24 protein-coding genes, 1 pseudogene and 1 riboswitch are annotated in these 20,965 nt (G+C 64.7%); of the genes and pseudogenes, 13 read left to right on the top strand and 12 right to left on the bottom strand.

What is annotated here, in order from left to right:
* Nucleotides 1–4 precede the first annotated feature (4 nt).
* The 11 genes and pseudogenes from eutC to GEV39_RS02570 all read left to right on the top strand — a co-directional run bounded on the left by eutC (nt 5) and on the right by GEV39_RS02570 (nt 11,036).
* Complete coding sequence (gene eutC, locus GEV39_RS02620; RefSeq protein WP_009685740.1) at nt 5–823, top strand: ethanolamine ammonia-lyase subunit EutC; 819 nt, start codon at nt 5–7, stop codon at nt 821–823.
* Between the two features lie 108 nt (nt 824–931).
* A complete protein-coding gene (locus GEV39_RS02615; protein ID WP_173887467.1) occupies nt 932–1,390 on the top strand; it encodes a GNAT family N-acetyltransferase in 459 nt (152 codons plus the stop codon).
* Between the two features lie 189 nt (nt 1,391–1,579).
* Nucleotides 1,580–2,227, top strand: a complete 648-nt coding sequence (locus tag GEV39_RS02610) for a DedA family protein (protein WP_009685738.1) — start codon at nt 1,580–1,582, stop codon at nt 2,225–2,227.
* Between the two features lie 9 nt (nt 2,228–2,236).
* Nucleotides 2,237–3,052, top strand: coding sequence for a M90 family metallopeptidase (locus GEV39_RS02605; RefSeq protein WP_173887466.1), 816 nt, complete (start codon nt 2,237–2,239; stop codon nt 3,050–3,052).
* A gap of 93 nt (nt 3,053–3,145) precedes the next feature.
* Entirely contained in the window at nt 3,146–3,673 is a 528-nt protein-coding gene (gene ppa, locus GEV39_RS02600; RefSeq protein WP_003255365.1) for an inorganic diphosphatase, read from the top strand.
* A gap of 176 nt (nt 3,674–3,849) precedes the next feature.
* Nucleotides 3,850–4,551: an XRE family transcriptional regulator gene (locus tag GEV39_RS02595; RefSeq protein ID WP_173887465.1), complete on the top strand. Its 702-nt coding sequence runs from the start codon at nt 3,850–3,852 to the stop codon at nt 4,549–4,551.
* Nucleotides 4,552–4,869: 318 nt separating this feature from the next.
* Nucleotides 4,870–5,011: riboswitch (FMN riboswitch) on the top strand.
* Nucleotides 5,012–5,091: 80 nt separating this feature from the next.
* Nucleotides 5,092–5,742 carry a 3,4-dihydroxy-2-butanone-4-phosphate synthase gene (ribB, locus tag GEV39_RS02590; protein WP_173887464.1) on the top strand — a complete coding sequence of 217 codons (651 nt, stop codon included), beginning with the start codon at nt 5,092–5,094 and terminating at the stop codon, nt 5,740–5,742.
* 187 nt (nt 5,743–5,929) lie between these two features.
* On the top strand, nt 5,930–6,172 hold the full coding sequence (locus GEV39_RS02585; protein ID WP_173887463.1) for an exodeoxyribonuclease VII small subunit: 243 nt from the start codon (nt 5,930–5,932) through the stop codon (nt 6,170–6,172).
* Nucleotides 6,169–7,056 (top strand): (2E,6E)-farnesyl diphosphate synthase, encoded by an 888-nt coding sequence (gene ispA / locus GEV39_RS02580; protein WP_009685725.1) that lies wholly within the window; start codon nt 6,169–6,171, stop codon nt 7,054–7,056. The genes GEV39_RS02585 and ispA overlap by 4 nt, the downstream gene beginning before the upstream one ends.
* Before the next feature lie 107 nt (nt 7,057–7,163).
* A complete protein-coding gene (dxs, locus tag GEV39_RS02575) occupies nt 7,164–9,059 on the top strand; it encodes a 1-deoxy-D-xylulose-5-phosphate synthase (protein WP_173887462.1) in 1,896 nt (631 codons plus the stop codon).
* A gap of 104 nt (nt 9,060–9,163) precedes the next feature.
* Nucleotides 9,164–11,036, top strand: a pseudogene (locus GEV39_RS02570) (TonB-dependent receptor domain-containing protein).
* On the opposite strand, the gene GEV39_RS02565 reads toward GEV39_RS02570, so the two are convergent.
* The 12 genes from GEV39_RS02565 to nrdR all read right to left on the bottom strand — a co-directional run bounded on the left by GEV39_RS02565 (nt 11,008) and on the right by nrdR (nt 19,715).
* Entirely contained in the window at nt 11,008–11,826 is an 819-nt protein-coding gene (locus tag GEV39_RS02565) for a cobalamin-binding protein (RefSeq protein WP_173887461.1), read from the bottom strand. The pseudogene GEV39_RS02570 and the gene GEV39_RS02565 overlap by 29 nt on opposite strands.
* Nucleotides 11,826–12,245, bottom strand: coding sequence for an MFS transporter (locus tag GEV39_RS02560; RefSeq protein WP_173887460.1), 420 nt, complete (start codon nt 12,243–12,245; stop codon nt 11,826–11,828). Before GEV39_RS02560 ends, GEV39_RS02565 begins: the two co-directional genes overlap by 1 nt.
* Complete coding sequence (gene ribA / locus GEV39_RS02555; RefSeq protein WP_029886268.1) at nt 12,242–12,859, bottom strand: GTP cyclohydrolase II; 618 nt, start codon at nt 12,857–12,859, stop codon at nt 12,242–12,244. The genes GEV39_RS02560 and ribA overlap by 4 nt, the downstream gene beginning before the upstream one ends.
* A gap of 129 nt (nt 12,860–12,988) precedes the next feature.
* Complete coding sequence (locus GEV39_RS02550; protein ID WP_173887459.1) at nt 12,989–13,732, bottom strand: substrate-binding periplasmic protein; 744 nt, start codon at nt 13,730–13,732, stop codon at nt 12,989–12,991.
* Between the two features lie 16 nt (nt 13,733–13,748).
* On the bottom strand, nt 13,749–14,252 hold the full coding sequence (locus tag GEV39_RS02545) for a phosphatidylglycerophosphatase A family protein (RefSeq protein WP_173887458.1): 504 nt from the start codon (nt 14,250–14,252) through the stop codon (nt 13,749–13,751).
* Complete coding sequence (thiL, locus tag GEV39_RS02540) at nt 14,249–15,217, bottom strand: thiamine-phosphate kinase (RefSeq protein ID WP_173887457.1); 969 nt, start codon at nt 15,215–15,217, stop codon at nt 14,249–14,251. Before thiL ends, GEV39_RS02545 begins: the two co-directional genes overlap by 4 nt.
* Before the next feature lie 18 nt (nt 15,218–15,235).
* On the bottom strand, nt 15,236–15,736 hold the full coding sequence (nusB, locus tag GEV39_RS02535; RefSeq protein ID WP_029886266.1) for a transcription antitermination factor NusB: 501 nt from the start codon (nt 15,734–15,736) through the stop codon (nt 15,236–15,238).
* Complete coding sequence (gene ribH, locus GEV39_RS02530; protein WP_003255395.1) at nt 15,733–16,209, bottom strand: 6,7-dimethyl-8-ribityllumazine synthase; 477 nt, start codon at nt 16,207–16,209, stop codon at nt 15,733–15,735. Before ribH ends, nusB begins: the two co-directional genes overlap by 4 nt.
* Nucleotides 16,210–16,300: 91 nt before the next feature.
* Nucleotides 16,301–17,392, bottom strand: a complete 1,092-nt coding sequence (gene ribBA / locus GEV39_RS02525; RefSeq protein WP_173887456.1) for a bifunctional 3,4-dihydroxy-2-butanone-4-phosphate synthase/GTP cyclohydrolase II — start codon at nt 17,390–17,392, stop codon at nt 16,301–16,303.
* An 18-nt stretch (nt 17,393–17,410) separates the two neighbouring features.
* Nucleotides 17,411–18,076, bottom strand: a complete 666-nt coding sequence (locus tag GEV39_RS02520) for a riboflavin synthase (protein ID WP_009685712.1) — start codon at nt 18,074–18,076, stop codon at nt 17,411–17,413.
* A gap of 41 nt (nt 18,077–18,117) precedes the next feature.
* Nucleotides 18,118–19,248, bottom strand: a complete 1,131-nt coding sequence (ribD, locus tag GEV39_RS02515) for a bifunctional diaminohydroxyphosphoribosylaminopyrimidine deaminase/5-amino-6-(5-phosphoribosylamino)uracil reductase RibD (protein WP_173887455.1) — start codon at nt 19,246–19,248, stop codon at nt 18,118–18,120.
* 2 nt (nt 19,249–19,250) lie between these two features.
* Nucleotides 19,251–19,715 carry a transcriptional regulator NrdR gene (gene nrdR / locus GEV39_RS02510; protein WP_009685710.1) on the bottom strand — a complete coding sequence of 155 codons (465 nt, stop codon included), beginning with the start codon at nt 19,713–19,715 and terminating at the stop codon, nt 19,251–19,253.
* Nucleotides 19,716–19,821: 106 nt separating this feature from the next.
* Between nrdR and GEV39_RS02505 the strand changes: the two genes are divergently transcribed.
* Together GEV39_RS02505 and GEV39_RS02500 are read left to right on the top strand one after the other, a co-directional pair.
* Nucleotides 19,822–20,274 carry a YbaY family lipoprotein gene (locus GEV39_RS02505; RefSeq protein WP_173887454.1) on the top strand — a complete coding sequence of 151 codons (453 nt, stop codon included), beginning with the start codon at nt 19,822–19,824 and terminating at the stop codon, nt 20,272–20,274.
* Nucleotides 20,275–20,934, top strand: coding sequence for a class I SAM-dependent methyltransferase (locus GEV39_RS02500; RefSeq protein ID WP_009685708.1), 660 nt, complete (start codon nt 20,275–20,277; stop codon nt 20,932–20,934). It abuts the gene before it with no gap.
* The last annotated feature ends 31 nt before the right edge of the window (nt 20,935–20,965 follow it).

The following is a 20,965-nucleotide window of genomic DNA, read 5'->3' as shown; positions in this document are numbered from 1 at the left end:
CACCATGGACCATCGCACCCCTACCCCTGAAAACCCTTGGCTGGCCCTGCGCACGCTGACCCCGGCGCGTATCGCCCTGGGCCGCAGCGGTACCAGCCTGCCGACCGGGGCGCAACTGGACTTCCAGTTCGCCCATGCCCAGGCCCGTGATGCCGTGCACCTGGCGTTCGACCACGCTGGCCTGGCTACCCAGTTGGCTGAACGCGGCCGGGAAAGCCTGGTGCTGCACAGCGCCGCCAGCGACCGCCACGAATATCTGCAACGGCCCGACCTGGGCCGGCGCCTGAACGAAGCATCGGTCGCCACCCTGCGCCAGCACGCCCAGGCCAACCCAGGTGGGGTCGACCTGGCCATCGTGGTTGCCGATGGCCTGTCGGCGCTTGCCGTGCACCGGCATACCCTGCCGTTGCTGAGCCGGTTCGAGGAGCAGGCCGCCGCCGACGGCTGGACCAGCGCACCGGTGGTGCTGGTGCAGCAGGGCCGCGTGGCAGTGGCCGATGAGGTGGGTGAACTGCTGGGCGCGCGCATGACAGTGATGCTGATCGGCGAGCGGCCCGGGCTCAGTTCGCCCGACAGCCTGGGGCTGTATTTCACCTATGCGCCAAAGGTCGGCCTGACCGATGCCTACCGCAACTGCATTTCCAACGTACGCCTGGAGGGCTTGAGTTATGGCATGGCCGCACACCGCCTGCTGTACCTGATGCGTGAAGCCTGTCGGCGCCAGCTGTCCGGGGTGAATCTGAAGGACGAAGCCGAGGTCCATAGCATCGACAGCGAACATGGCCCCGCGCAGCGAGGCAACTTTCTGCTTGGCGAGGGCTGAACACCCTGTCATGCAAAGCGGATTGCGCCGCGGGCCGGGCTTGGGGCAGCATGCCCTCGAAGCTGCTGGCAATCCGCTGTTTTCCCTAATGGACTCTGAGGGCCGCACATGCGCATCATCAAGGCAACACTGGAACACCTCGACCTGTTGACGCCTATGTTCGTCAAATACCGTGAATTCTATGGGCAATTGCCCTATCCCGACAGCTCGCGCAGCTTCCTGGAAAAACGCCTGCAGCAGGACGAATCGGTGATCTACCTGGCGCTCCCGGATGATGACGACAACAAGCTGCTGGGCTTCTGCCAGCTGTACCCGAGCTATTCGTCGCTGTCGCTGAAGCGGGTATGGATTCTCAACGATATCTATGTGGCCGAAGACTCCCGGCGCATGCTGGTAGCAGACCACCTGATGCGCGAAGCGAAGAAAATGGCCAAGGAAACCAACGCCGTGCGCATGCGCGTGTCCACAAGCAGCAACAATGACACGGCGCACAAGACCTACGAATCCATCGGTTTTCGTGAAGATACCGAGTTCAAGAGCTACATCCTGCCAATCATCCCGGATTGACCTGCGTCCGCCCCTGCGCGGGCAAGCTCGCCCAGGGTCGGATACGGCACTACCGCGTGCAGTAACCCCCCGCTACAAACTCCCCGGGCATGATCGTCACTTAGCCGTATAATGGCCCGCCTGTCATGTGTGAAAATTTACCCATCCGCCGGTAAACCGAGCCTACGCCCAAGAACACAGGTGCTGTACATGGATTTCAACCCGCTCGACCTTATCCTGCATCTCGATGCCTACCTCGATTTGCTGGTCACCAATTACGGCCCCTGGATCTACGCCATCCTGTTTACCGTGATCTTCTGCGAAACCGGGCTGGTGGTGATGCCCTTCCTGCCGGGCGATTCGTTGCTGTTCATCGCCGGCGCCGTTGCCGCAGGCGGTGGCATGGACCCGGTATTGCTGGCCGGCCTGCTGATGGCTGCTGCAATCATGGGCGACAGCACCAACTACGTGATCGGGCGCACGGCGGGCGAACGTTTGTTCAACAACCCCAATTCGAAGATCTTCCGTCGCGATTACCTGCAGCGCACCCACGACTTCTATGAGCGCCACGGTGGCAAGACCGTGACCATGGCGCGCTTCCTGCCCATTCTGCGCACCTTCGCGCCGTTCGTGGCCGGTATAGCCCACATGCATTACCCGCGCTTCCTGGGCTTCAGCGTGGCCGGCTCGCTGCTGTGGGTAGGTGGCCTGGTCACCTTGGGCTACTTCTTCGGTAACGTGCCTTTTATCAAGCAACACCTGTCGCTGATGGTCGTGGGCATCATCATCCTGTCGTTGGTACCGATGATCCTCGGCCTGCTGCGTACCCGCCTGGGCCGCGCGGCCAAGGCGCACTGACCGGCCAGCATGTGGTCGTTCCGCGCCTGGCGGCGCAAGCGTGCTTTGGCACGCTACCCGATCACGCCACAGCAATGGCAGGCCGTACGCGAGTGCCTGCCGATGCTGGACGGCATCACCGACGAAGAAGACCACTGGCTGCGCGAAGCCTGCATCCTGTTCCTGCTCGACAAGCACCTGACGTGCCTGCCGGGCGTTGAACTGGGCGACCAGCAGCGGCTGCTGCTCGCCGCCCAGGCGCAACTGCCACTGCTGCACCTGGGCGAACTGAACTGGTACCAGGGCTTTCACGAAATCGTCCTCTACCCCGACGACTTCAAGAGCCCGCAGCGCCACCGCGATGCCAGTGGCGTGGAGCACGTGTGGGACGGCGAGCACAGTGGCGAGGCCTGGCAGCAGGGCCCGATCATCCTGGCCTGGAACGGCGTACTGGCCAGCGGCGGCTGGGAGGCCTACAACCTGGTCATCCACGAACTGGCGCACAAGCTCGACATGCTCAATGGCGATGCCAACGGCCTGCCGCCGCTGCACAGCGACATGCCGGTGGCCGAGTGGGCCACCGCCATGCAGCAGGCCTACGACGACCTCAACCGCCAGCTCGATGCCAACCCCGACGCCGAAACCGCCATCGACCCCTATGCGGCAGAGAACCCCGCCGAGTTTTTTGCCGTCACCAGCGAATACTTCTTTAGTGCCCCCGACCTGCTCCATCAGGCCTATCCATTGGTCTATCAGCAGTTGGCGCTGTTCTACCGGCAAGACCCGCTGGCGCGCCTGCGCCGGCTTCAGGCCGAGCACCCCGACTACCGCGAAAGCCACGCCTGACGCGGCCGCACATCAGGCCAGGCGTGGCATGCCCTGGCAGAATGTGCCTATAATCGCCGCCACTTTTTTGGTCAAACACGGGGGCACTGCCCAATGAGCTACAGCAAGATTCCGGCGGGCAAAGACCTGCCGAACGACATCTACGTCGCCATCGAGATCCCGGCCAACCACGCGCCGATCAAATACGAGATCGACAAGGACAGCGACACGCTGTTCGTCGACCGTTTCATGGCTACCCCGATGTTCTATCCAGCCAACTACGGCTTCATCCCGAACACCCTGGCGGACGACGGTGATCCGCTCGACGTGCTGGTCGTTACCCCGTACCCGGTCGCCCCAGGCTCGGTTATCCGCGCCCGCCCGGTTGGCGTACTGAACATGACCGACGACGGCGGCGGCGACGCCAAGGTCATCGCGGTTCCTCACGACAAGCTGTCGCAGCTGTACGTCGACGTGAAGGAATACACCGACCTGCCAGCCCTGCTGATTCAGCAGATCGAGCACTTCTTTGCCAACTACAAAGACCTCGAGAAGGGCAAGTGGGTCAAGATCGAAGGCTGGGAAGGCGCTGACGCTGCCCGTGCCGCGATCACCAAATCGGTCGCTGCCTACAAGGGCTGATACCGGTTGCAGGAAGAACCCCGCCATGGCGGGGTTTTTTTATGGCCAATCGCTGTACTCGGCGAATACTCCTACACAGCCCTACAGCTGTGCCCTACAACTAACCACTTTTCATACAAGTCCAGTCAACATCAAGTTGATATCCTTGCTGGCACCGCGCCGCTACACTCGCTGGCATGAAGACCTCCGGTGACCGCCTCAGGGCCCTGCTGCACGAATGCGGCCTTACCCCTTCCGATTTCGCTGCCCAACGCGGCGTCACGCCGCAGCACGTCAACAATTGGGTCAAGCGCGGCGTGCCCTTGGCACGGCTGGACGAAATGGCCGACCTGTTCTGTGTGCATCGCCGCTGGCTGCACACGGGCGAAGGGCCCAAGCACCCCAGCCCGATCCTGCGCAACGCCCGGCCGCGAAAGTTGCACACGCCCCCGCCGTCCCCGCTGCTGGTGGACCATGGCCGGCTGGTCAAGGTGCCGTACTACGAACTGCATGACGGCCTGCTCAGCCCAGTCGCCAGCAAACACCTGCGCCTGCCGGCAAAAGCGCTGCAGGGGTTGGGGGTTAGGGCCGACGATGCAATCAGCTTGACGATGCCTGACAGCAACATGCTGCCGCTGATCCCGCAGGAGGCGGTGCTGGTGATCGACGTGAGCATGACCCAGGTGTTCGAGGGCGAAACCTACGCCTTGCTGCACAACGGCGCGCTGAGGGTGAATACCCTCAGCCTCGGCCAACATGGCACGCTGTACCTGCACAGCCATGACCGGCGCAACTATGCGGTTGAGCGCTACACCCCGGCACAGCGCCAGGCGCAGGGCCTGGAAGTGCTTGGCTGGGTGTTCCACTGGTCGTACTTTCGCCAGCAGCGGCCCGGTTGAAACACCCTGTGCCATTTTTTGCTGGGCATCCAGAGCGTGCCCTTGTATGCTACGCCGCACATTCAGCCCCGACCGGCGCAAGCCGCAGTCCAGAGGGCTCGGCGACATCTCACACGGGTGTCTGCCATCTCTTCCAGGCCTTTGATGGCCACACAGTTAAGGCGATTGCGGCTTACCATAAATTAGTCGGAAGCGTCCCCGAGAAGCCGGCCACAAGCCGGCTTTTTAATGCCCCACATGCTCGCCTGCCCCCCACGCTATCGCCCAAGGTCGTAGAGCCGCGGCTTGCCAGCGGGGTGCCCACGTGCGGTATGCTGTGGCGGTCTTCAGGGCGGGGTGAAAGTCCCCACCGGCGGTAAATCGAAAGATGAGCCCGCGAGCGCCCCGGCCATGCCGGGGGTCAGCAGATCTGGTGCAACTCCAGAGCCGACGGTCATAGTCCGGATGAAAGAAGGCGTCAGGCAGGGGCCATCCGGGCGCCCCTGCGCGCGCATTTTGTTCGCCCCGAGACGTTCATCGATCATTCACGAGGAGCGTTTCATGTCCACCCAGCACCACGCGCACTACCCCAATGTTTCCGCTGCCATCGCCGCCTTCAAGGCTGGGCGCCCGGTCCTGTTGCTGGACGATGACGACCGCGAAGACGAGGCGGACATCATTGCCGCCGCCGAAAACATTACGCTGCAAACCATGGCCATGATGATTCGCGATTGCAGCGGTATCGTCTGCCTGTGCCTGGACGAAGCCACCGTCGACGCGTTGCAGTTGGCGCCCATGGTGCAGAACAACCAGGCCCGCCATGGCACCGGCTTCACCGTCACCATCGAGGCGGCCGAAGGGATCACCACCGGGGTTTCTGCCCAGGACCGCCTCACTACCATTGCTGCGGCACTGCGTTCCAGCGCCGAACAGCGTCATATCGTCAGCCCGGGGCATGTATTCCCGCTGCGTGCGCGCAATGGCGGCGTGCTGGCCCGCCGGGGGCATACCGAAGGTTCGGTAGACCTGGCCCGCCTTTCCGGCCTGCGCCCGGCGGCAGTGCTTTGCGAACTGATGAACCCCGACGGGACCATGGCCCGTGGCGAACAGGTGGCGGTGTACGCGCGGCAGTACAATTTGCCGGTGCTGACCATCGAAGAGCTGGCGCGGTACCGGGAGGCGATGGTGGCGCTGGAAGCCGAGCCGGCCTGACAGGCCCAATTCGCGGGCACGCCCGCTCCCACAGGTATTGCGCAGCGCTGAAGGCTGTGATGTAGCTGTGGGAGCGGGCATGCCCGCGAAAGGGCCTGTGAAACCAACCTCATGGCCCCGGAAGTTTGCTCCCCCCGCCCCGCTCTGCTAGTGTCGCGCCGTTCTGAATGCCACCGAGACAGTCGCCATGGCCCGCAAAAAATCCTCCCTCGATTTCGAGCAATCCCTCGCAGACCTGCAAACCCTGGTCGAGCGCCTGGAGAACGGCGAGTTGTCGCTGGAAGACTCGCTGGCTGCTTTCGAGCAAGGCATCGCGCTGACCCGAGAATGCCAAGGTGCCCTGGCGCAGGCCGAGCAGAAGGTGCAAATTCTGCTGGAGCGTGACGGCGAGCTGGCTGCCCAGCCCTTCGACGCGGAGCCCGAAGCATGATCGGCAGCTACCAGGCCAGTTGCCAGAGGCGGGTCGATGCAGCCCTCGAACCGCTGTTCGTCGCCCCGACCAAAGAACTCGAACGCCTCTATGCCGCCATGCGCTACAGCGTGATGAACGGCGGCAAACGCGTGCGGCCACTGCTGGCCTACGCCGCGTGCGAAGCCCTGGGTGCCCCGGCCGAACAGGCCAACGGCGCGGCCTGTGCGGTGGAGCTGATCCATGCCTACTCGCTGGTGCATGACGACCTGCCTGCCATGGATGACGACGACCTGCGCCGGGGCCAGCCAACCACGCACAAGGCCTTCGACGAAGCCTGCGCCATTCTGGCCGGTGACGGGTTGCAGAGCCTGGCGTTCAGCGCCCTGCTCGATCCGCACCTCAGCCCGCAGGCCGACAGCGTCCGCCTGGCCATGGTCCAGGCCCTGGCCACGGCCGCCGGCCCAGCCGGCATGGTGGGCGGGCAGGCCATCGACCTTGGCTCGGTCGGGCTGAAGCTCGACCAGCGGGCACTGGCATTCATGCACAGGCACAAGACCGGCGCTCTGATCGAAGCCAGCGTGCGCCTGGGCGCACTGGCCAGCGCCCGTGCCGGCCAGCAGCAACTGGACGCCCTGCAAACTTATGCACAGGCCATTGGCCTGGCATTCCAGGTTCAGGACGACATACTCGACGTGGAAGGCGACACCGCCACCCTGGGTAAACGCCAAGGGGCAGACATCGCCCGTGACAAACCGACCTACCCGGCCTTGCTGGGCCTGGACGCGGCCAAGGCCTATGCGATCGAACTGCGCGACCAGGCGCTGGTCGCACTGGAAGGGTTCGGCGAAAAAGCCGAGCCGCTGCGGGCACTGGCGCGCTATATCGTCGAGCGCCGCAACTAAGCACGGATACCCGCGCCATTGGGGTGTCACAAGCAGTGGTCGAATGGGCACTTTTCCCACAATGGGGTAAACTGCCGCGTCTTCACACACCTATAACGACTCGCCTGATGCCCACGACGTTTCAAGAGATTCCCCGCGAACGCCCGGTCACGCCGTTGCTCGACCGCGCTGACACGCCTGCCGGCCTGCGCCGGCTGGCCGAAGCCGACCTGGAGACCCTGGCCGACGAGTTGCGCCAGGAGCTGCTGTATACCGTGGGGCAGACCGGTGGGCATTTTGGTGCCGGCCTGGGCGTGATCGAACTGACCATCGCCCTGCACTACGTGTTCGATACCCCGGACGACCGGCTGGTGTGGGACGTTGGCCACCAGGCCTACCCGCACAAGATTCTGACCGGGCGCCGTAACCGCATGCTCAGCCTGCGCCAGAAGGACGGTATCGCCGCCTTCCCGCGCCGCAGCGAAAGCGAGTACGACACCTTTGGCGTGGGCCACTCCAGTACCTCGATCAGCGCAGCGCTGGGCATGGCCATTGCCGCCCGCCTGCAGAACAGCGCGCGCAAGTCGATCGCCGTGATCGGTGATGGCGCCCTCACCGCCGGCATGGCCTTCGAGGCGTTGAACCACGCCCAGGAAGTCAATGCCGACATGCTGGTGATCCTCAACGACAACGACATGTCGATTTCGCGCAATGTCGGCGGCCTGTCCAACTACCTGGCCAAGATCCTGTCCAGCCGCACCTACGCAAGCATGCGCGAAGGCAGCAAGAAAGTGCTGTCGCGCCTGCCCGGTGCCTGGGAAATCGCCCGGCGCACCGAAGAGTACGCCAAGGGCATGCTGGTGCCGGGCACACTGTTCGAAGAGCTGGGCTGGAACTACATCGGCCCGATCGACGGCCATGACCTGCCGACCATGATCGCCACCTTGCGCAACATGCGCGACCTGAAGGGCCCGCAGTTCCTGCACGTGGTGACCAAGAAGGGCAAGGGCTTCGCCCCCGCCGAACTCGACCCTATCGGCTACCACGCCATTACCAAGCTGGAGCCCGCCGACAAGCCTGTCGCGCCGAAGAAGGCCAGCGGGCCGAAATACTCCGCGGTGTTCGGCCAGTGGCTGTGCGACATGGCCGCTGCCGACAACCGCCTGGTGGGCATCACCCCGGCGATGAAAGAAGGCTCCGACCTGGTCGATTTCAGCGAGCGCTACCCGCAACGCTACTTCGATGTGGCGATCGCCGAGCAGCACGCCGTCACCCTGGCAGCCGGCATGGCCTGCGAGGGCAGCAAGCCCGTGGTGGCGATTTACTCCACCTTCCTGCAGCGCGCCTACGACCAGCTCATCCACGATGTGGCGGTGCAGAACCTCGATGTGCTGTTCGCCATCGACCGCGCCGGGCTGGTGGGTGAAGACGGGCCGACCCATGCCGGTAGCTACGACCTGTCTTACCTGCGCTGTATCCCGGGCATGCTGGTGATGACCCCGAGCGACGAGAACGAGCTGCGCAAGATGCTCAGCACCGGCCACCTGTACAACGGCCCGGCTGCCGTGCGCTACCCCCGCGGCACCGGCCCGAACGCGCCGATCAGCGGCGACCTAGAGCCGCTGCAAATCGGCAAGGGCGTGGTCCGCCGCCAAGGCCAGAAAGTCGCCCTGCTGGTGTTCGGCGTGCAGTTGGCTGAGGCCATGCAGGTTGCCGAGCAGATCAATGCCACCGTGGTCGACATGCGCTTCGTCAAACCGCTGGACGAAGCCCTGGTGCTGGAACTGGCTGGCAGCCATGAGCTGCTGGTCACCGTCGAAGAGAACGCCATCATGGGTGGCGCTGGCGCTGCGGTAGGCGAGTTCCTGGCCAGCCAGGCCGTGGTCAAGCCACTGCTGCACCTGGGCCTGCCTGATATCTACGTCGAACATGCCAAGCCGGCGCAGATGCTGGCCGAATGCGGGCTGGATGCGGCCGGCATCGAGGCCTCCGTCAAAGCTCGCATGGCCAGGCTCGGCTTGTAGGGCCCTTTCGCGGGTCAACCCGCTGCCACAGGGATTGCACAGTATTCGAATACTGTAAAAGTGCTGTGTCAGCCGGTTAACCCGCGGCTGCTCTGGAACTGCCCATGAAGAAATCTGCATTCGCCGCGCTCCTCTGCGCCCCCACATTCCTGAATGCCGCTGAACGCGATGACGCGCTGAAGCTTCCCGACGTGCTGATCAGCGCCAGCCGCCAGGTCGAGTCACGCACCGCCACCAGCGCCGCCAACACGGTCTTCACCCGCGCCGACATCGACCGCCTGCAACCCACCAGCATCACCGACCTGCTAAGCCGCGTACCCGGGCGTGCAAGTGGCCCCCACTGGCGGCCGTGGCAGCCTGCCGGGCATCTTCATACGCGGTACCAAGGCGGCGCAAAGCCTGGTGCTGGTGGATGGCGTACGCATTGCCAACGCCACTTCGGGCGACAGCGGCCTGCAGTTCCTCGACGTTGACCAGATCGAACGGGTGGAAGTGCTGCGTGGCTCGCGCTCGGCGGTGTACGGCAGCGATGCCATCGGCGGGGTGATCCAGATCTTCACCCGCCGCAGCAACACGCCCGGCCTGCAGCCGCGGCTGCGCATCGCGGCAGGCAGCCACCAGACCGTCCAGCGTAGCCTGGGGCTTTCCGGCGGCAACGACGCGACCCGCTTCAACCTCGGTGCCAGCCTGGATGAAACAGCCGGCATCGATTCGACTGGCCCATCCTTCGCCAGTGACGGCGACCATGATGCCTACCGTAACCAGTCCTTCAACCTGAGCCTGAGCCACACCTTCAGCGAGCGCTTCGAGGCCGGGGTCAACCTGCTCGACAGCCGTGGCCGCAGTGAATACGACAACCCGTTCGGGGGGTTCGACCCGGTAACCTTCGAGAGCTTCGGCCAGAAGCCCTACACGGACTTCAGCGTCAGCAGCCTGGGCAGCTATTTCGATGCGCAGCTCAGCGATGCCTGGCGCTCGCGCCTGGAACTGGCCCACAGCGAGAACCGCGACGACAAGCGTGACAAACTGAGCGCCGAGCGCTTCGTGTTCAACACCTACCGCGATCAGCTGACCTGGCAGAACGACCTCGCCCTGGGCGAACGAAACACATTGCTGATCGGTGGGGACTGGTATGAAGACCGTGTCCATGCCAGTACCGACTTCACCGAAGACAGCCGGTGGAACCGGGCGGTCTTTGCCCAGCACCGCTACCAGGGCGAGCAGTTTTCCACCGAGCTGGGCGTGCGCCACGACCGCAACCAGCAGTTTGGCGGCCAGACCACCTGGAGTGGCAGCCTGACCGTGCCGCTGAACGCGGATAACGATGTGCTGCTGTCCTACAGCGAAGGCTTCCGCGCACCGACGTTCAACGACCTGTATTACCCGCAATACAGCAACCCGAACCTGGACCCCGAGCACTCGAAAAGCTATGAGCTGCAGTGGCGCAGCCAGCTGGCGACCACCACCCGCCTGGAGACCTCGCTGTACCGGACCGACCTGCGCGACGCAATCGTATTTGGCCAGGACTCGATCCCGCGCAACGTCGCCTCGGCACGCATCAACGGCCTGGAAATGGCCCTGTCCCAGCAATGGGCCAGTTGGCACGCCCAGTTGGGCATGGCGCTGATCGACCCACGTGACCGTGACACTGGCCACACCCTGGCCCGCCGCGCCCGGCGCACGTTGAGCCTGGACCTAGACCGTGACTTCGGGCGTTTCAGCGCGGGCGCCAGCTGGCAGGCCGTCAGCAGCAGCTATGACGATGAGGCCAACCGCAACCGCATCGGTGGCCACAGCTTGCTGGGCCTGCGTGGCAGTTGGGCAGCCAGCGACGAAGTGAAACTGGAAGCCAAACTGGATAACGTGCTGGACCGCCGCTATAGCCGCGCCCTGTACAGCTACGAAGGGGCCTACTACCCGTACCGCGAAGAAGGCCGCACGGTGCTGTTCAGCGTGACGTGGACGCCGGCGCTTTAGCGGCCAGCAACGCACACAAGCGGGCGGTGGCTTCGATCATTTGCCCGCTCGGGCGCTCCAGGCCTTTATCGGGTACCACCAGCAAACCGGCGTGGGCAACGGCGCGCAACTGCGGCCAGGCCAGCCAGCGGGTCAACTGCGCCTGGTCACCGGCCAGGATGACCTGGGGGTTGCGTAGCAACACCGACTCCACACTCACCTGCGGCGCCGGTTGGCTGAGGTCGGCAAACACATTGCGCGCCCCGCATACGGCCAGTGCGTCGCTCACCACTTGTCGGCCACCAAGGGTGTACAAAGGCCGATCCCACACCTGGTAGAACACTTGCAAGGGCTCGTCGCGTCGGTACTGCTGGCGCAGTTGCCGCAACCGCTCGCGCAGGGCCCGGGCATACTGCTGCCCTTGCTCGGCACGGCCGACGCGCTCGCCAATCGCGGCGATCTGCTCGATGAGCTGGTCCAGGTCATGGGGTTCGGCGCTGAAGGTCGTGATGCCCAGGCGTTTGAGCTGCTCGCGTTGCGCCGGCGGCACGCTGCCTGGCCACAGCAGCAACAGGTCGGGGCGCAGGCTCAGCAGGCGCTCCATGTTCAGTTGGCCTTGGCGGCCTACCGAGGGCAAATCGCGCAACGCATCTGGCCGTTCGCCCCCATCAAGCACACCCACCAGCAGGTCATCGGCCTGCAGTTCGAGCATGATTTCCGTCATCGAAGGCGCCAGGCTGACCACTCGCAAGGGTTCGCCAGCCAGTGCGCCACAGGCGAACAACGCCAGCAGGCCAGGCAGCAGGCGCATCAGCCGAGCTGTCGTGGAATGCGGTAGAGGTACAAAACCACCACGGTGGATATCGCCAACAGGATCTGCGGCACTGCTTCAAGACCGACCCCTACAGACAGCGCCGCCACCCAGGCCGGGAAGCAGGCGTACAACATGGCCAGGCGCCGTACCCGTGCCAACTCGATCCACGCGGCAGGCTCTTCAGCAGTACCCAAGGCTTTCGAGGTGCCGATGAGTGCACGCTTGTAGGCAGCGAAACGCGGCAGGCTGAGGAACATGGTAGCCGCGCCGGCAATGAACAACGGCATGGCCAGAATCGGCACCAGCGCCTCACCGCCGCCAAAAGCCCAGCTCATGACCGGCAGCGGCAGCAGGCCCACCGCCAGGTACTGCCACCAGGCCAGCGCCAGCCGCCGCTTGACCTCGGCATGGGTCACGCCTGGGGCACCTCGCCCTGGTGTTCGTTGCCCAGCATGTGGCCAAGCTTGCCGGCTTTGGTCGCCAGGTAGTAGCGGTTGTGCGGGTTGTGCCCGGTATGCAGCGGTACACGCTCGGCAACCACGATGCTCATGTCGGTCAGGGCTTTGACCTTGCGCGGGTTGTTGGTCATCAGCCGCAGCGCCTTCACGCCCAAGTGTTCGAGCATGGGCAGGCACATGGCATAGTCACGCTGGTCGGCGGCAAAGCCCAGGCGCTCGTTGGCTTCCACGGTGTCCGCCCCGCCGTCCTGCAGCTCGTAGGCGCGAATCTTGTTCAGCAGGCCAATGCCACGGCCTTCCTGGCGCAGGTACAGCAATACGCCGCGGCCCTCGCGGGCGATTGCCTGCAGTGCGGCCTCCAGCTGCGAGCCGCAGTCGCAGCGCTGGCTGAACAGGGCATCGCCGGTCAGGCATTCGGAATGCAGGCGCCCCAGCACCGGCTGACCATCCGCGATGTCACCCAGGCTGAGCACCACATGCTCCCGGCCGGTGGCTTCATCAAGAAAGCCATGCATGGTGAAGGTCGCGAAGGGCGTCGGGAGTTTAGAGGCGGCAACAAAGACGACGGGCACGTTGTGCTCCTGGAAAAAGTGGGACATATCTCGTGAGCCGATTGTATCAGCAGGTTGCACACTATGGGCTGGCTGAATACCGCGGGGTAAGATCGAAAAGTTCGATACTCAGGCAAGGCAGGCCCGGCCTTAGTGCGGTTTACTATCCGCAGTGAACGGATAGGGCTGCCGCCAGTGTTGGAAAATAGGCTTCAGCTCACCACTGCGCACCAGCTCAGCCATGCGCTTGTCGAACAGGTCACACAGGGCCTTGGCCTGGTCATTGCGGGCAAAGGCCAGGTACAGCGGCAACTCAGCCACATGGGTGCGGCGAAAGCGTTCGGGCTGGGACGACTGGTTCAGTACGTAATCGACTTCAGTCTGGGAATCGATGTAGAAGTCTACACGGTCATGCTCCAGCATCGGCAGGATGCCTTCGCGGCGCTGGATTTCACGGAACTCATGCACATCGGGCAAGTAGCTGCCGTAGGCGTAGCCACGTACCCACGCCAAGCGGTACTTGCCCACATCCTGCGGCGTGGGCACAGGCTTGCTGGCCAGCCCCAGCGCATAGATATGATCCATATCGAAGTGCCAGCGCGGGTACAGGTTGTCGCCGTTCTCTTCCTTGTAGGAGCCGACCCAGGCATCAGCCTCGCCCCGCTTCACCAGCCCGACCGCGCGACTGTAGGGTGCGCTTTGGGCCACCACCTTGACCCCGGCCGGCTCGAACACCTTGCGCAGAACGTCCCAGGCAACGCCGGTACCGTCAGCATTGGTGTAGTCGACCCACTCCTCGCTGACCAGCTGGATCTGCTTTGGCAGGCTGTCGGCAGCCAGCGCCCACGGGGCGACACTCAGCAGCACAGCCAGCAGCACAACCCTCATGGCCATTCACGCGCTCCCTGTTTCAGGCAACCGCCCACACCAGAACCTGCATGCCCAGCCAGGCGAACACACCGGCCAGGATATCGTCGAGCATGATGCCGACGCCCCCGTGCACATGGCGGTCGATCCAGCGGATGGGCCACGGCTTGAGGATGTCGAAGAAACGGAACATCAGGAACCCTGCCAGCAGCCACTGCCAGCCTTCCGGCACCAGCCAGAGGGTGATCCACATGCCAACGATTTCATCCCAGACAATGCCTTCATGATCGTGCACACGCAAGTCAGTGGCGACTTTGCCGCACAGCCAGAAACCGAACAGCATGCTGATGCCCAGCAATAGCCAGTAGCCCCAGTCGGGCAGCATCTGCCACAGGGGGATGAACGGTATGGCCACCAGCGAGCCCCAGGTACCTGGCGCCTTGGGCAAGGTGCCGGAACCAAAGCCGAACGCGATGAAGTGCCATGGGTTGCGCCAGACCGAAGGCGGAACGAACTCCGCAGGCACCTGATTGGGGTGATCGGTCACGGTGTCTCCCTAAAGTGTTGATAGCCCCGCTGGGCGGGGGTGATGTCCTGGCCCTGTGCGTCGCGCAGGGTCACACCGCGACCTTGCAGCACACGACCAATGGTGTGTACCTCGATGAAGCCAAGCTCGGCCAGGGGCGGCAGTGCTGCGGGCGGCAAGGTGAAGGCCAGTACGTAATCATCGCCACCGGTGAGTGCTGCCTGCAGTGCCGCTTCGTGGCCGAGGAATGCCTGCAAGGCAGGAGACACTGGCACCTGGGCCAGGTTCACCTCAAGTGCCACTCCGGATGCCTTGGCAATATGCCCACAATCGGCTAGCAGGCCATCGGAGACGTCGAGCGCCGACGTGGCCCTGCCCCGCAGCCATGTGCCCAGGGTGAGCTGCGGCATCGGCGACCAGTAATGGGCCAGCAACGGCTCGGCCAGCTCGGCAGGCGCCTCGCGCTCGCCCAGTACCAGGGGCAAGGCACCGGCGGCCTTGCCCAGGGTGCCGCCAACACACAGCAAGTCGCCTGGCCGCGCACCGCTGCGGCGCAACGCCTGGCCAGCCGGCACCCGGCCGAACACGGTCACGGTGATGCTCAATGGGCCCCGGGTGGTGTCGCCGCCAATCAGGCTCATGCGGCAGCGGTGCGCCATGCGGCTTAGGCCGTTGGCGTAGGCTGCAAGCCAGTCCGGGCCAACGCTTGGCAGGGTCAGGGCAAGGGTGAAGCCGATCGGGGTCGCGCCCATGGCAGCCAGGTCACTGGCCGCCACGGCCAGCGACCGCTGGCCCAGCAGTTGTGGGTCGCAAACGGCAGGGAAATGCACCCCGGCCACCAGCGTGTCGGTCGACACCGCCAATAGTTCACCAGGGGGAAGGTCGAGCAAGGCGCAATCATCGCCGATCCCCAAGGCCACGCCTTCGCCGCCTTGCGCACAGGGCGCGGCAGCGAAGTAATGGTTGATCAGCTCGAATTCACCCATGGCCAGGCAGCGCCGGGATCAGCGCTTGTTCGCCTTGACTTCTGCTTCACGCAGGGACGGGGCAAGCTTGTCGAGCACACCGTTGACGAACTTGTGACCGTCGGTAGCACCGAAGACCTTGGCCAGCTCCACGCCTTCGTTGATGACCACGCGGTACGGTACGTCGACGCGCTTGATCAGCTCCCAGGTGGACAGGCGCAGCACGGCCAGTTCCACAGGGTCGAGCTCGTCCAGGCCAATGGTCATGCACGGGGCCAGCGCTTTGTCGATTTCGTCCTTGATCGCCGGGACCCCATGCAGGATCTCGCGGAAATAGGCACCGTCGACGTCGGTGAAATCGTTATCCACCCGGAACTGCGCTTCGACCTCGTTCAGCGAATGCTGGGCCATGTGCCACTGATAGAGGGCCTGGGTCGCAAGCTTGCGGGCTTCGCGACGCTTGGCGCTCTTGGAGGGCTTGCCGGCATCCGCAGGTTTTGGATCGCGCGGGTTGAAACGATCGCTTTCGTCGCTAATCACTTGGCCTCCAACTGCGCCAGCAGGCTGACCATTTCCAGAGCGGACAGGGCAGCTTCAGCACCTTTGTTGCCAGCCTTGGTGCCGGAACGCTCGATGGCCTGCTCGATGGAATCGACGGTCAGTACGCCGAAGGCCACCGGAACACCGAACTCCATGGACACCTGGGCCAGGCCCTTGGTGCATTCGCCCGCCACGTATTCGAAGTGCGGGGTACCGCCACGGATCACGGCGCCCAGGGCGATGATCGCGTCATAGGCGCCTTGCTGGGCGACCTTCTGTGCCACCAGCGGAATTTCGAATGCACCCGGGGCACGGATGATGGTGATGTCGCTTTCGCTGACACCGTGGCGAACCAGGGCGTCAACGGCACCGCTTACCAGGCTTTCGACAACGAAGCTGTTGAAGCGGCCAACCACCAAAGCATAGCGACCTTTGGGGGCGATGAAGGTACCTTCGATGGTCTTCAGGGTCATTCCGATATTCTCATATTCAAGAGCGAGGCCGCTTGCAAGCGGCCTCGACAGGGGTCTGGACTCGAGCTGGGGGCGTCATTGCCGCCTCAAGTCACTCGGAGGGCACGTATTCTACAACTTCCAGATCGAATCCGGATATCGCGTTGAACTTCATTGGCGAACTCATCAGGCGCATCTTGCGCACCCCGAGGTCGCGCAGGATCTGCGAGCCGGCACCCACGGTGCTGTAGGTGGTCGGTGTCTTGGCCGGTACGTCGCCTGCGCTTTCGCGGATGTGCGCCAACAGCACGTCGCCGTCCAGCGGGTGGCCCAGCAGCAGGACCACGCCGCTGCCGGCTTCGGCCACGGCCGCCATGGCCGCGCGCAGGCTCCAGCGGCCCGGTTGCTTGACCAGCAGCAGGTCGCGCAGCGGGTCCATGTTGTGTACCCGCACCAGGGTCGGCTCTTCGGCGCAGATCTTGCCCAGGGTCAGGGCCATGTGCACGTCGCCTTCCACCGCATCGCGGTAGGTGACCAGGTTGAACTCACCCAGTTCGCTCTCTACGGGTTGCTCGGAGACCCGTTGCACGGTGCGCTCGTGAATCATGCGGTAATGGATCAGGTCCGCAATGGTGCCGATCTTCAGGCCATGCTCGGCAGCAAAGACTTCCAGCTCGGCGCGGCGCGACATGGTGCCGTCGTCGTTCATCACTTCGCAGATCACGCCGCTTGGCTCGAAACCGGCCATGCGCGCCAGGTCGCAGGCCGCTTCGGTGTGGCCGGCACGCGCCAGGGTGCCGCCGGGCTGGGCCATCAGCGGGAAGATGTGGCCAGGGCTGACGATGTCTTCGGCCTTGGCGTCCCGGGCAGCAGCGGCTTGCACGGTGCGCGCGCGGTCGGCGGCGGAGATGCCGGTGGTGACGCCTTCGGCGGCTTCGATCGACACGGTGAACTTGGTGCCGAAGCCCGAGCCGTTGCGCGGCGCCATCAATGGCAGCTTCAGCGTTTCGCAACGCTCACGGGTCATCGGCATGCAGATCAAGCCACGGGCATGCTTGGCCATGAAGTTGATGTGTTCGGGCTGGCAGCACTCGGCGGCCATGATGATGTCGCCTTCGTTCTCGCGGTCTTCGTCATCCATGAGGATGACCATTTTACCCTGGCGGATGTCTTCGACCAGTTCTTCGATGCTGTTGAGCGCCACGCGGCACCCCCTTGTCAATCAGGATTTCAAGAAGCCGTTGGCGGCCAGGAAGCTTTCGGTAATGCCACTGCCCTTGCTCGGTTCGGCGGCCTTGTCACCCAGCAGCAAGCGCTCCAGGTAACGGGCCAGCAGATCGACCTCAAGGTTCACCCGACGTCCTGCGCGGTAGTCGGCCATGATGGTTTCGGACAGGGTGTGCGGGACAATGGTCAGCTCGAACTCGGCGCCATTGACTTCGTTGACCGTCAGGCTGGTGCCGTCGACGGTGATCGAGCCCTTGTGGGCGATGTACTTGGCCAGCTCCTTCGGTGCGCGTACGCGGAACTGGATGGCGCGGGCGTTATCGCTGCGCGAGATGATTTCACCCACCCCGTCGACATGGCCGCTGACGAGGTGCCCGCCAAGGCGGGTGGTAGGGGTCAGGGCTTTTTCCAGGTTGACCTTGCTGCCGCTCTTGAGGTCGATGAAGGCAGTGCGCTTGAGGGTTTCGACGCTGACGTCGGCCCAGAAGCCGTCACCAGGCAGTTCCACGGCGGTCAGGCACACGCCGTTGACGGCGATGCTGTCGCCCAGCTTGACGTCACCCAGGTCCAGCTTGCCGGTTTCGACGTAGACGCGAACGTCGCCGCCCTTGGGGGTCAGGCTGCGGATGCTGCCAATGGATTCGATGATGCCGGTGAACATGGGGTCTTCCTCAAAACGGTTTGCACGGGGCAAGCCCGGCATTATACGCCGGGTGCCGGCAGGGGCACGGCTGTGACCCGCCAGTCATCGCCCACTGCGCGCATTTCGGTAATTTTCAGCCGCGGTGCTTCACTCATCCGCTCCATCGGCCAGTCCAGCAATGGGCGGGCATGGGAGCCGAGGAAGGTACCGGCGACGAACAGCTGGTACTCGTCCACCAGGCCAAGGCGGGCAAAGGCACCGACCAGGCTGGCACCGGCTTCCAGCAGCACTTCATTGACGCCACGCGCGCCCAGGGCATGCAGCAGCGCCGCCAGGTCGACCTGGCCATTGTCACCCGGCAGGCAGAGCAGCTCGTGGCCGGCAGCGGCATAACCAGGATCATCTGCGACAGCTGTTACCACCAGGGCCGGACCGGCCTGGAAGAATGGTGCATCCAGCGGCAGGCGCAGGCGGCCATCGACCAGCACGCGCAGCGGTGGGCGGCTAAGGGCCAGGGCGGTGGTTTCGGCATCCAGGCCCAACTCGCTGCACCGTACGGTCATGCGTGCGTTGTCGGCCAGCACGCTGGCGGCGCTGGTCAGCACCACACTGGAGCGGGCGCGCAGGCGCTGCACGGCCGAGCGCGCAGCCGGGCCGGTGATCCACTGGCTTTCACCACTGGCCATGGCGGTACGGCCGTCAAGGCTCATGGCCAGCTTGGCGCGCACGAACGGCACGCCATGCTCCATGCGCTTGAGAAAGCCCGGGTTTAGGGCGCGGGCCTCGGCCTCGAGCACACCACTGGCCACTTCGATGCCGGCCTCGGCCAGGCGCCGCAGCCCCCGCCCGGCCACTTGCGGGTTAGGGTCCTGCATGGCCGCTACCACCCGGGCCACCCCCGCCTTGACCAGCGCTTCGGCGCACGGGGGCGTGCGGCCATGGTGGCTGCAAGGCTCCAGGGTGACATAGGCACACGCGCCACGGGCGCGTTCCCCGGCCTGGCGCAGGGCATGCACTTCGGCATGCGGCTCACCGGCGCGCACGTGCCAGCCCTCCCCGACCACTTCGCCGTCGCGCACGATCACGCAGCCTACGCGGGGGTTCGGGTGGGTGGTGAACAGGCCTTTGCGCGCCAGCTCCAGCGCACGCGCCATGTAGTGGGCGTCAAGAATCGCGGCTTGGCTGGGCATGTTCACTCTTTGGCCGGCTCGCGGGCCAGGCGGTCGATTTCTTCACGGAACTCGTCGAGGTCCTGGAAGCGCCGGTACACCGAGGCAAAGCGGATGTAGGCCACCTCATCGAGCTTGCGCAGCTCGGCCATGACCATTTCACCCACCACCAGCGACTTGACTTCGCGCTCGCCGGTGGCACGCAGGCGGCTCTTGATGTGTGCCAGCGCCGCTTCCAGGCGCTCGACGCTGACCGGGCGTTTTTCCAGCGCCCGCTGCATGCCGGCACGCAGCTTGTCTTCGTCGAAAGGCTGGCGCGTGCCGTCTTGCTTGATCAGCCGGGGCAGCACCAGCTCGGCGGTTTCGAAGGTGGTAAAGCGCTCGCCACAGGCCACGCATTCGCGGCGGCGGCGCACCTGCTCGCCCTCGGCGACGAGGCGAGAGTCGATGACCTTGGTGTCGTTGGCACCGCAAAAGGGACAGTGCATGGTGGCAGGCAACAAAAAAAGGGAGGGCCATGGTAGCGCATTGCACTGGCAAGACAAGCCAAAGGGGTTAACATCCATGGGAAATCTGCCCGTTAAGGACTCCTCCATGCACTACCGAGCGCTCGTCGTGCTGTGCTGCGCCGCCCTGCTCGCCGCCTGCGGCAGCGACAGGCCGAAGACCGATACCTCCGTTTCGCCGGCACCGGCCCGCGTGGCCAAAACCACCGAAGCGCCCGGCCCGCTTCCGGCCTACCAGCGCGAATTGAGCGGTACTTTGCTGGAAATCCCGGCCGGCGCCGACGTGGAACTGGCGTTGCTGGTGATCGACGAACGCGACCGCCCGCAGCGCCTGCTGGCCAGCAGCAACCTGACCGCTACCGGCCAGGCCCTGCCCTACCAACTGCGCTTCAACCCCGAAGCGTTCCCGGCCGGCGCACGCGTGGAATTGCGTGGCCGCGCCAGCCGCTCCGGCCAGCTGATCATGCACCTGCCGCCCCTGCGCATCACCCAGGCGCAGACCCAGGCCACCGGGCCACTACGTTTCGAGAAGGCGCCCTGAGTGGCGCCGCTTGCCTTGCAGCAGGCCCTCAGCGGCCTGATAGGTGAGGCGCGACTGGTCGTCAGCGAACTGCCCGGCTGCGCCTTGAAACTGTGGCTGATCGACGACCAGAATATGGACCGCGCCTTTAGCAGCGACGAAACCCGGCGCATTCTCGAAGACCCGCCCTACTGGAGCTTCTGCTGGGCCAGTGGCCTGGCCATGGCCCGTTACCTGGCCGAGCGCCCGGAATGGGTGGCCGGCAAGCGGGTGCTGGACTTTGGCGCCGGGTCCGGCATTGCCGGCATCGCTGCCGCCCGCGCGGGCGCCCGGGAGGTGGTGGCCTGCGACCTGGACCCACTGGCCCTGCAAGCCTGCCGCGCGAATGCCGCGCTGAACGGAGTGCAACTGGGCTACAGCGACGACTTCTTCGCCGAGGACGACCGCTTCGACCTGATCCTGGTCGCCGACGTGCTGTACGACCGGGCCAACCTGCCGCTTCTGGATGCCTTTCTTGGCCGTGGTCGCCAGGCCCTGGTGGCCGATTCGCGGGTACGCGACTTCAGCCACCCGCTCTATCAGCAGCTGGGGGTGCTTGAAGCGCTGACCCTGCCCGACCTGGCCGAGCCGCACGAATTCCGCCGGGTCAGCCTGTACCACGCCAGCCGCGACACCTTATAGTGGTGTTATTCACGAGTTTGCGAGAAGCGCA

It is taken from the genome of Pseudomonas sp. NY5710, from assembly GCF_013305665.1.
Taxonomy (GTDB): domain Bacteria; phylum Pseudomonadota; class Gammaproteobacteria; order Pseudomonadales; family Pseudomonadaceae; genus Aquipseudomonas; species Aquipseudomonas juntendi.
The sequence above is the reverse complement of the archived record's forward strand: the minus strand, read 5'-3'. Positions and strand labels throughout refer to the sequence as shown.

Excerpts from the sequence above, each read along its gene's own strand:
- ispA (WP_009685725.1), top strand. The coding sequence starts at position 6,169 with ATGATCGGCAGCTACCAGGCCAGTTGCCAGAGGCGGGTCGATGCAGCC.
- ribB (WP_173887464.1), top strand. The coding sequence starts at position 5,092 with ATGTCCACCCAGCACCACGCGCACTACCCCAATGTTTCCGCTGCCATC.
- thiL (WP_173887457.1), bottom strand. The coding sequence starts at position 15,217 with ATGGGTGAATTCGAGCTGATCAACCATTACTTCGCTGCCGCGCCCTGT.
- dxs (WP_173887462.1), top strand. The coding sequence starts at position 7,164 with ATGCCCACGACGTTTCAAGAGATTCCCCGCGAACGCCCGGTCACGCCG.
- eutC (WP_009685740.1), top strand. The coding sequence starts at position 5 with ATGGACCATCGCACCCCTACCCCTGAAAACCCTTGGCTGGCCCTGCGC.
- ribH (WP_003255395.1), bottom strand. The coding sequence starts at position 16,209 with ATGACCCTGAAGACCATCGAAGGTACCTTCATCGCCCCCAAAGGTCGC.
- GEV39_RS02595 (WP_173887465.1), top strand. The coding sequence starts at position 3,850 with ATGAAGACCTCCGGTGACCGCCTCAGGGCCCTGCTGCACGAATGCGGC.
- nrdR (WP_009685710.1), bottom strand. The coding sequence starts at position 19,715 with ATGCACTGTCCCTTTTGCGGTGCCAACGACACCAAGGTCATCGACTCT.
- ribD (WP_173887455.1), bottom strand. The coding sequence starts at position 19,248 with ATGCCCAGCCAAGCCGCGATTCTTGACGCCCACTACATGGCGCGTGCG.
- GEV39_RS02565 (WP_173887461.1), bottom strand. The coding sequence starts at position 11,826 with ATGCGCCTGCTGCCTGGCCTGCTGGCGTTGTTCGCCTGTGGCGCACTG.
- GEV39_RS02520 (WP_009685712.1), bottom strand. The coding sequence starts at position 18,076 with ATGTTCACCGGCATCATCGAATCCATTGGCAGCATCCGCAGCCTGACC.
- GEV39_RS02505 (WP_173887454.1), top strand. The coding sequence starts at position 19,822 with ATGCACTACCGAGCGCTCGTCGTGCTGTGCTGCGCCGCCCTGCTCGCC.
- GEV39_RS02585 (WP_173887463.1), top strand. The coding sequence starts at position 5,930 with ATGGCCCGCAAAAAATCCTCCCTCGATTTCGAGCAATCCCTCGCAGAC.
- GEV39_RS02615 (WP_173887467.1), top strand. The coding sequence starts at position 932 with ATGCGCATCATCAAGGCAACACTGGAACACCTCGACCTGTTGACGCCT.
- ppa (WP_003255365.1), top strand. The coding sequence starts at position 3,146 with ATGAGCTACAGCAAGATTCCGGCGGGCAAAGACCTGCCGAACGACATC.
- GEV39_RS02610 (WP_009685738.1), top strand. The coding sequence starts at position 1,580 with ATGGATTTCAACCCGCTCGACCTTATCCTGCATCTCGATGCCTACCTC.
- GEV39_RS02550 (WP_173887459.1), bottom strand. The coding sequence starts at position 13,732 with ATGGCCATGAGGGTTGTGCTGCTGGCTGTGCTGCTGAGTGTCGCCCCG.
- GEV39_RS02605 (WP_173887466.1), top strand. The coding sequence starts at position 2,237 with ATGTGGTCGTTCCGCGCCTGGCGGCGCAAGCGTGCTTTGGCACGCTAC.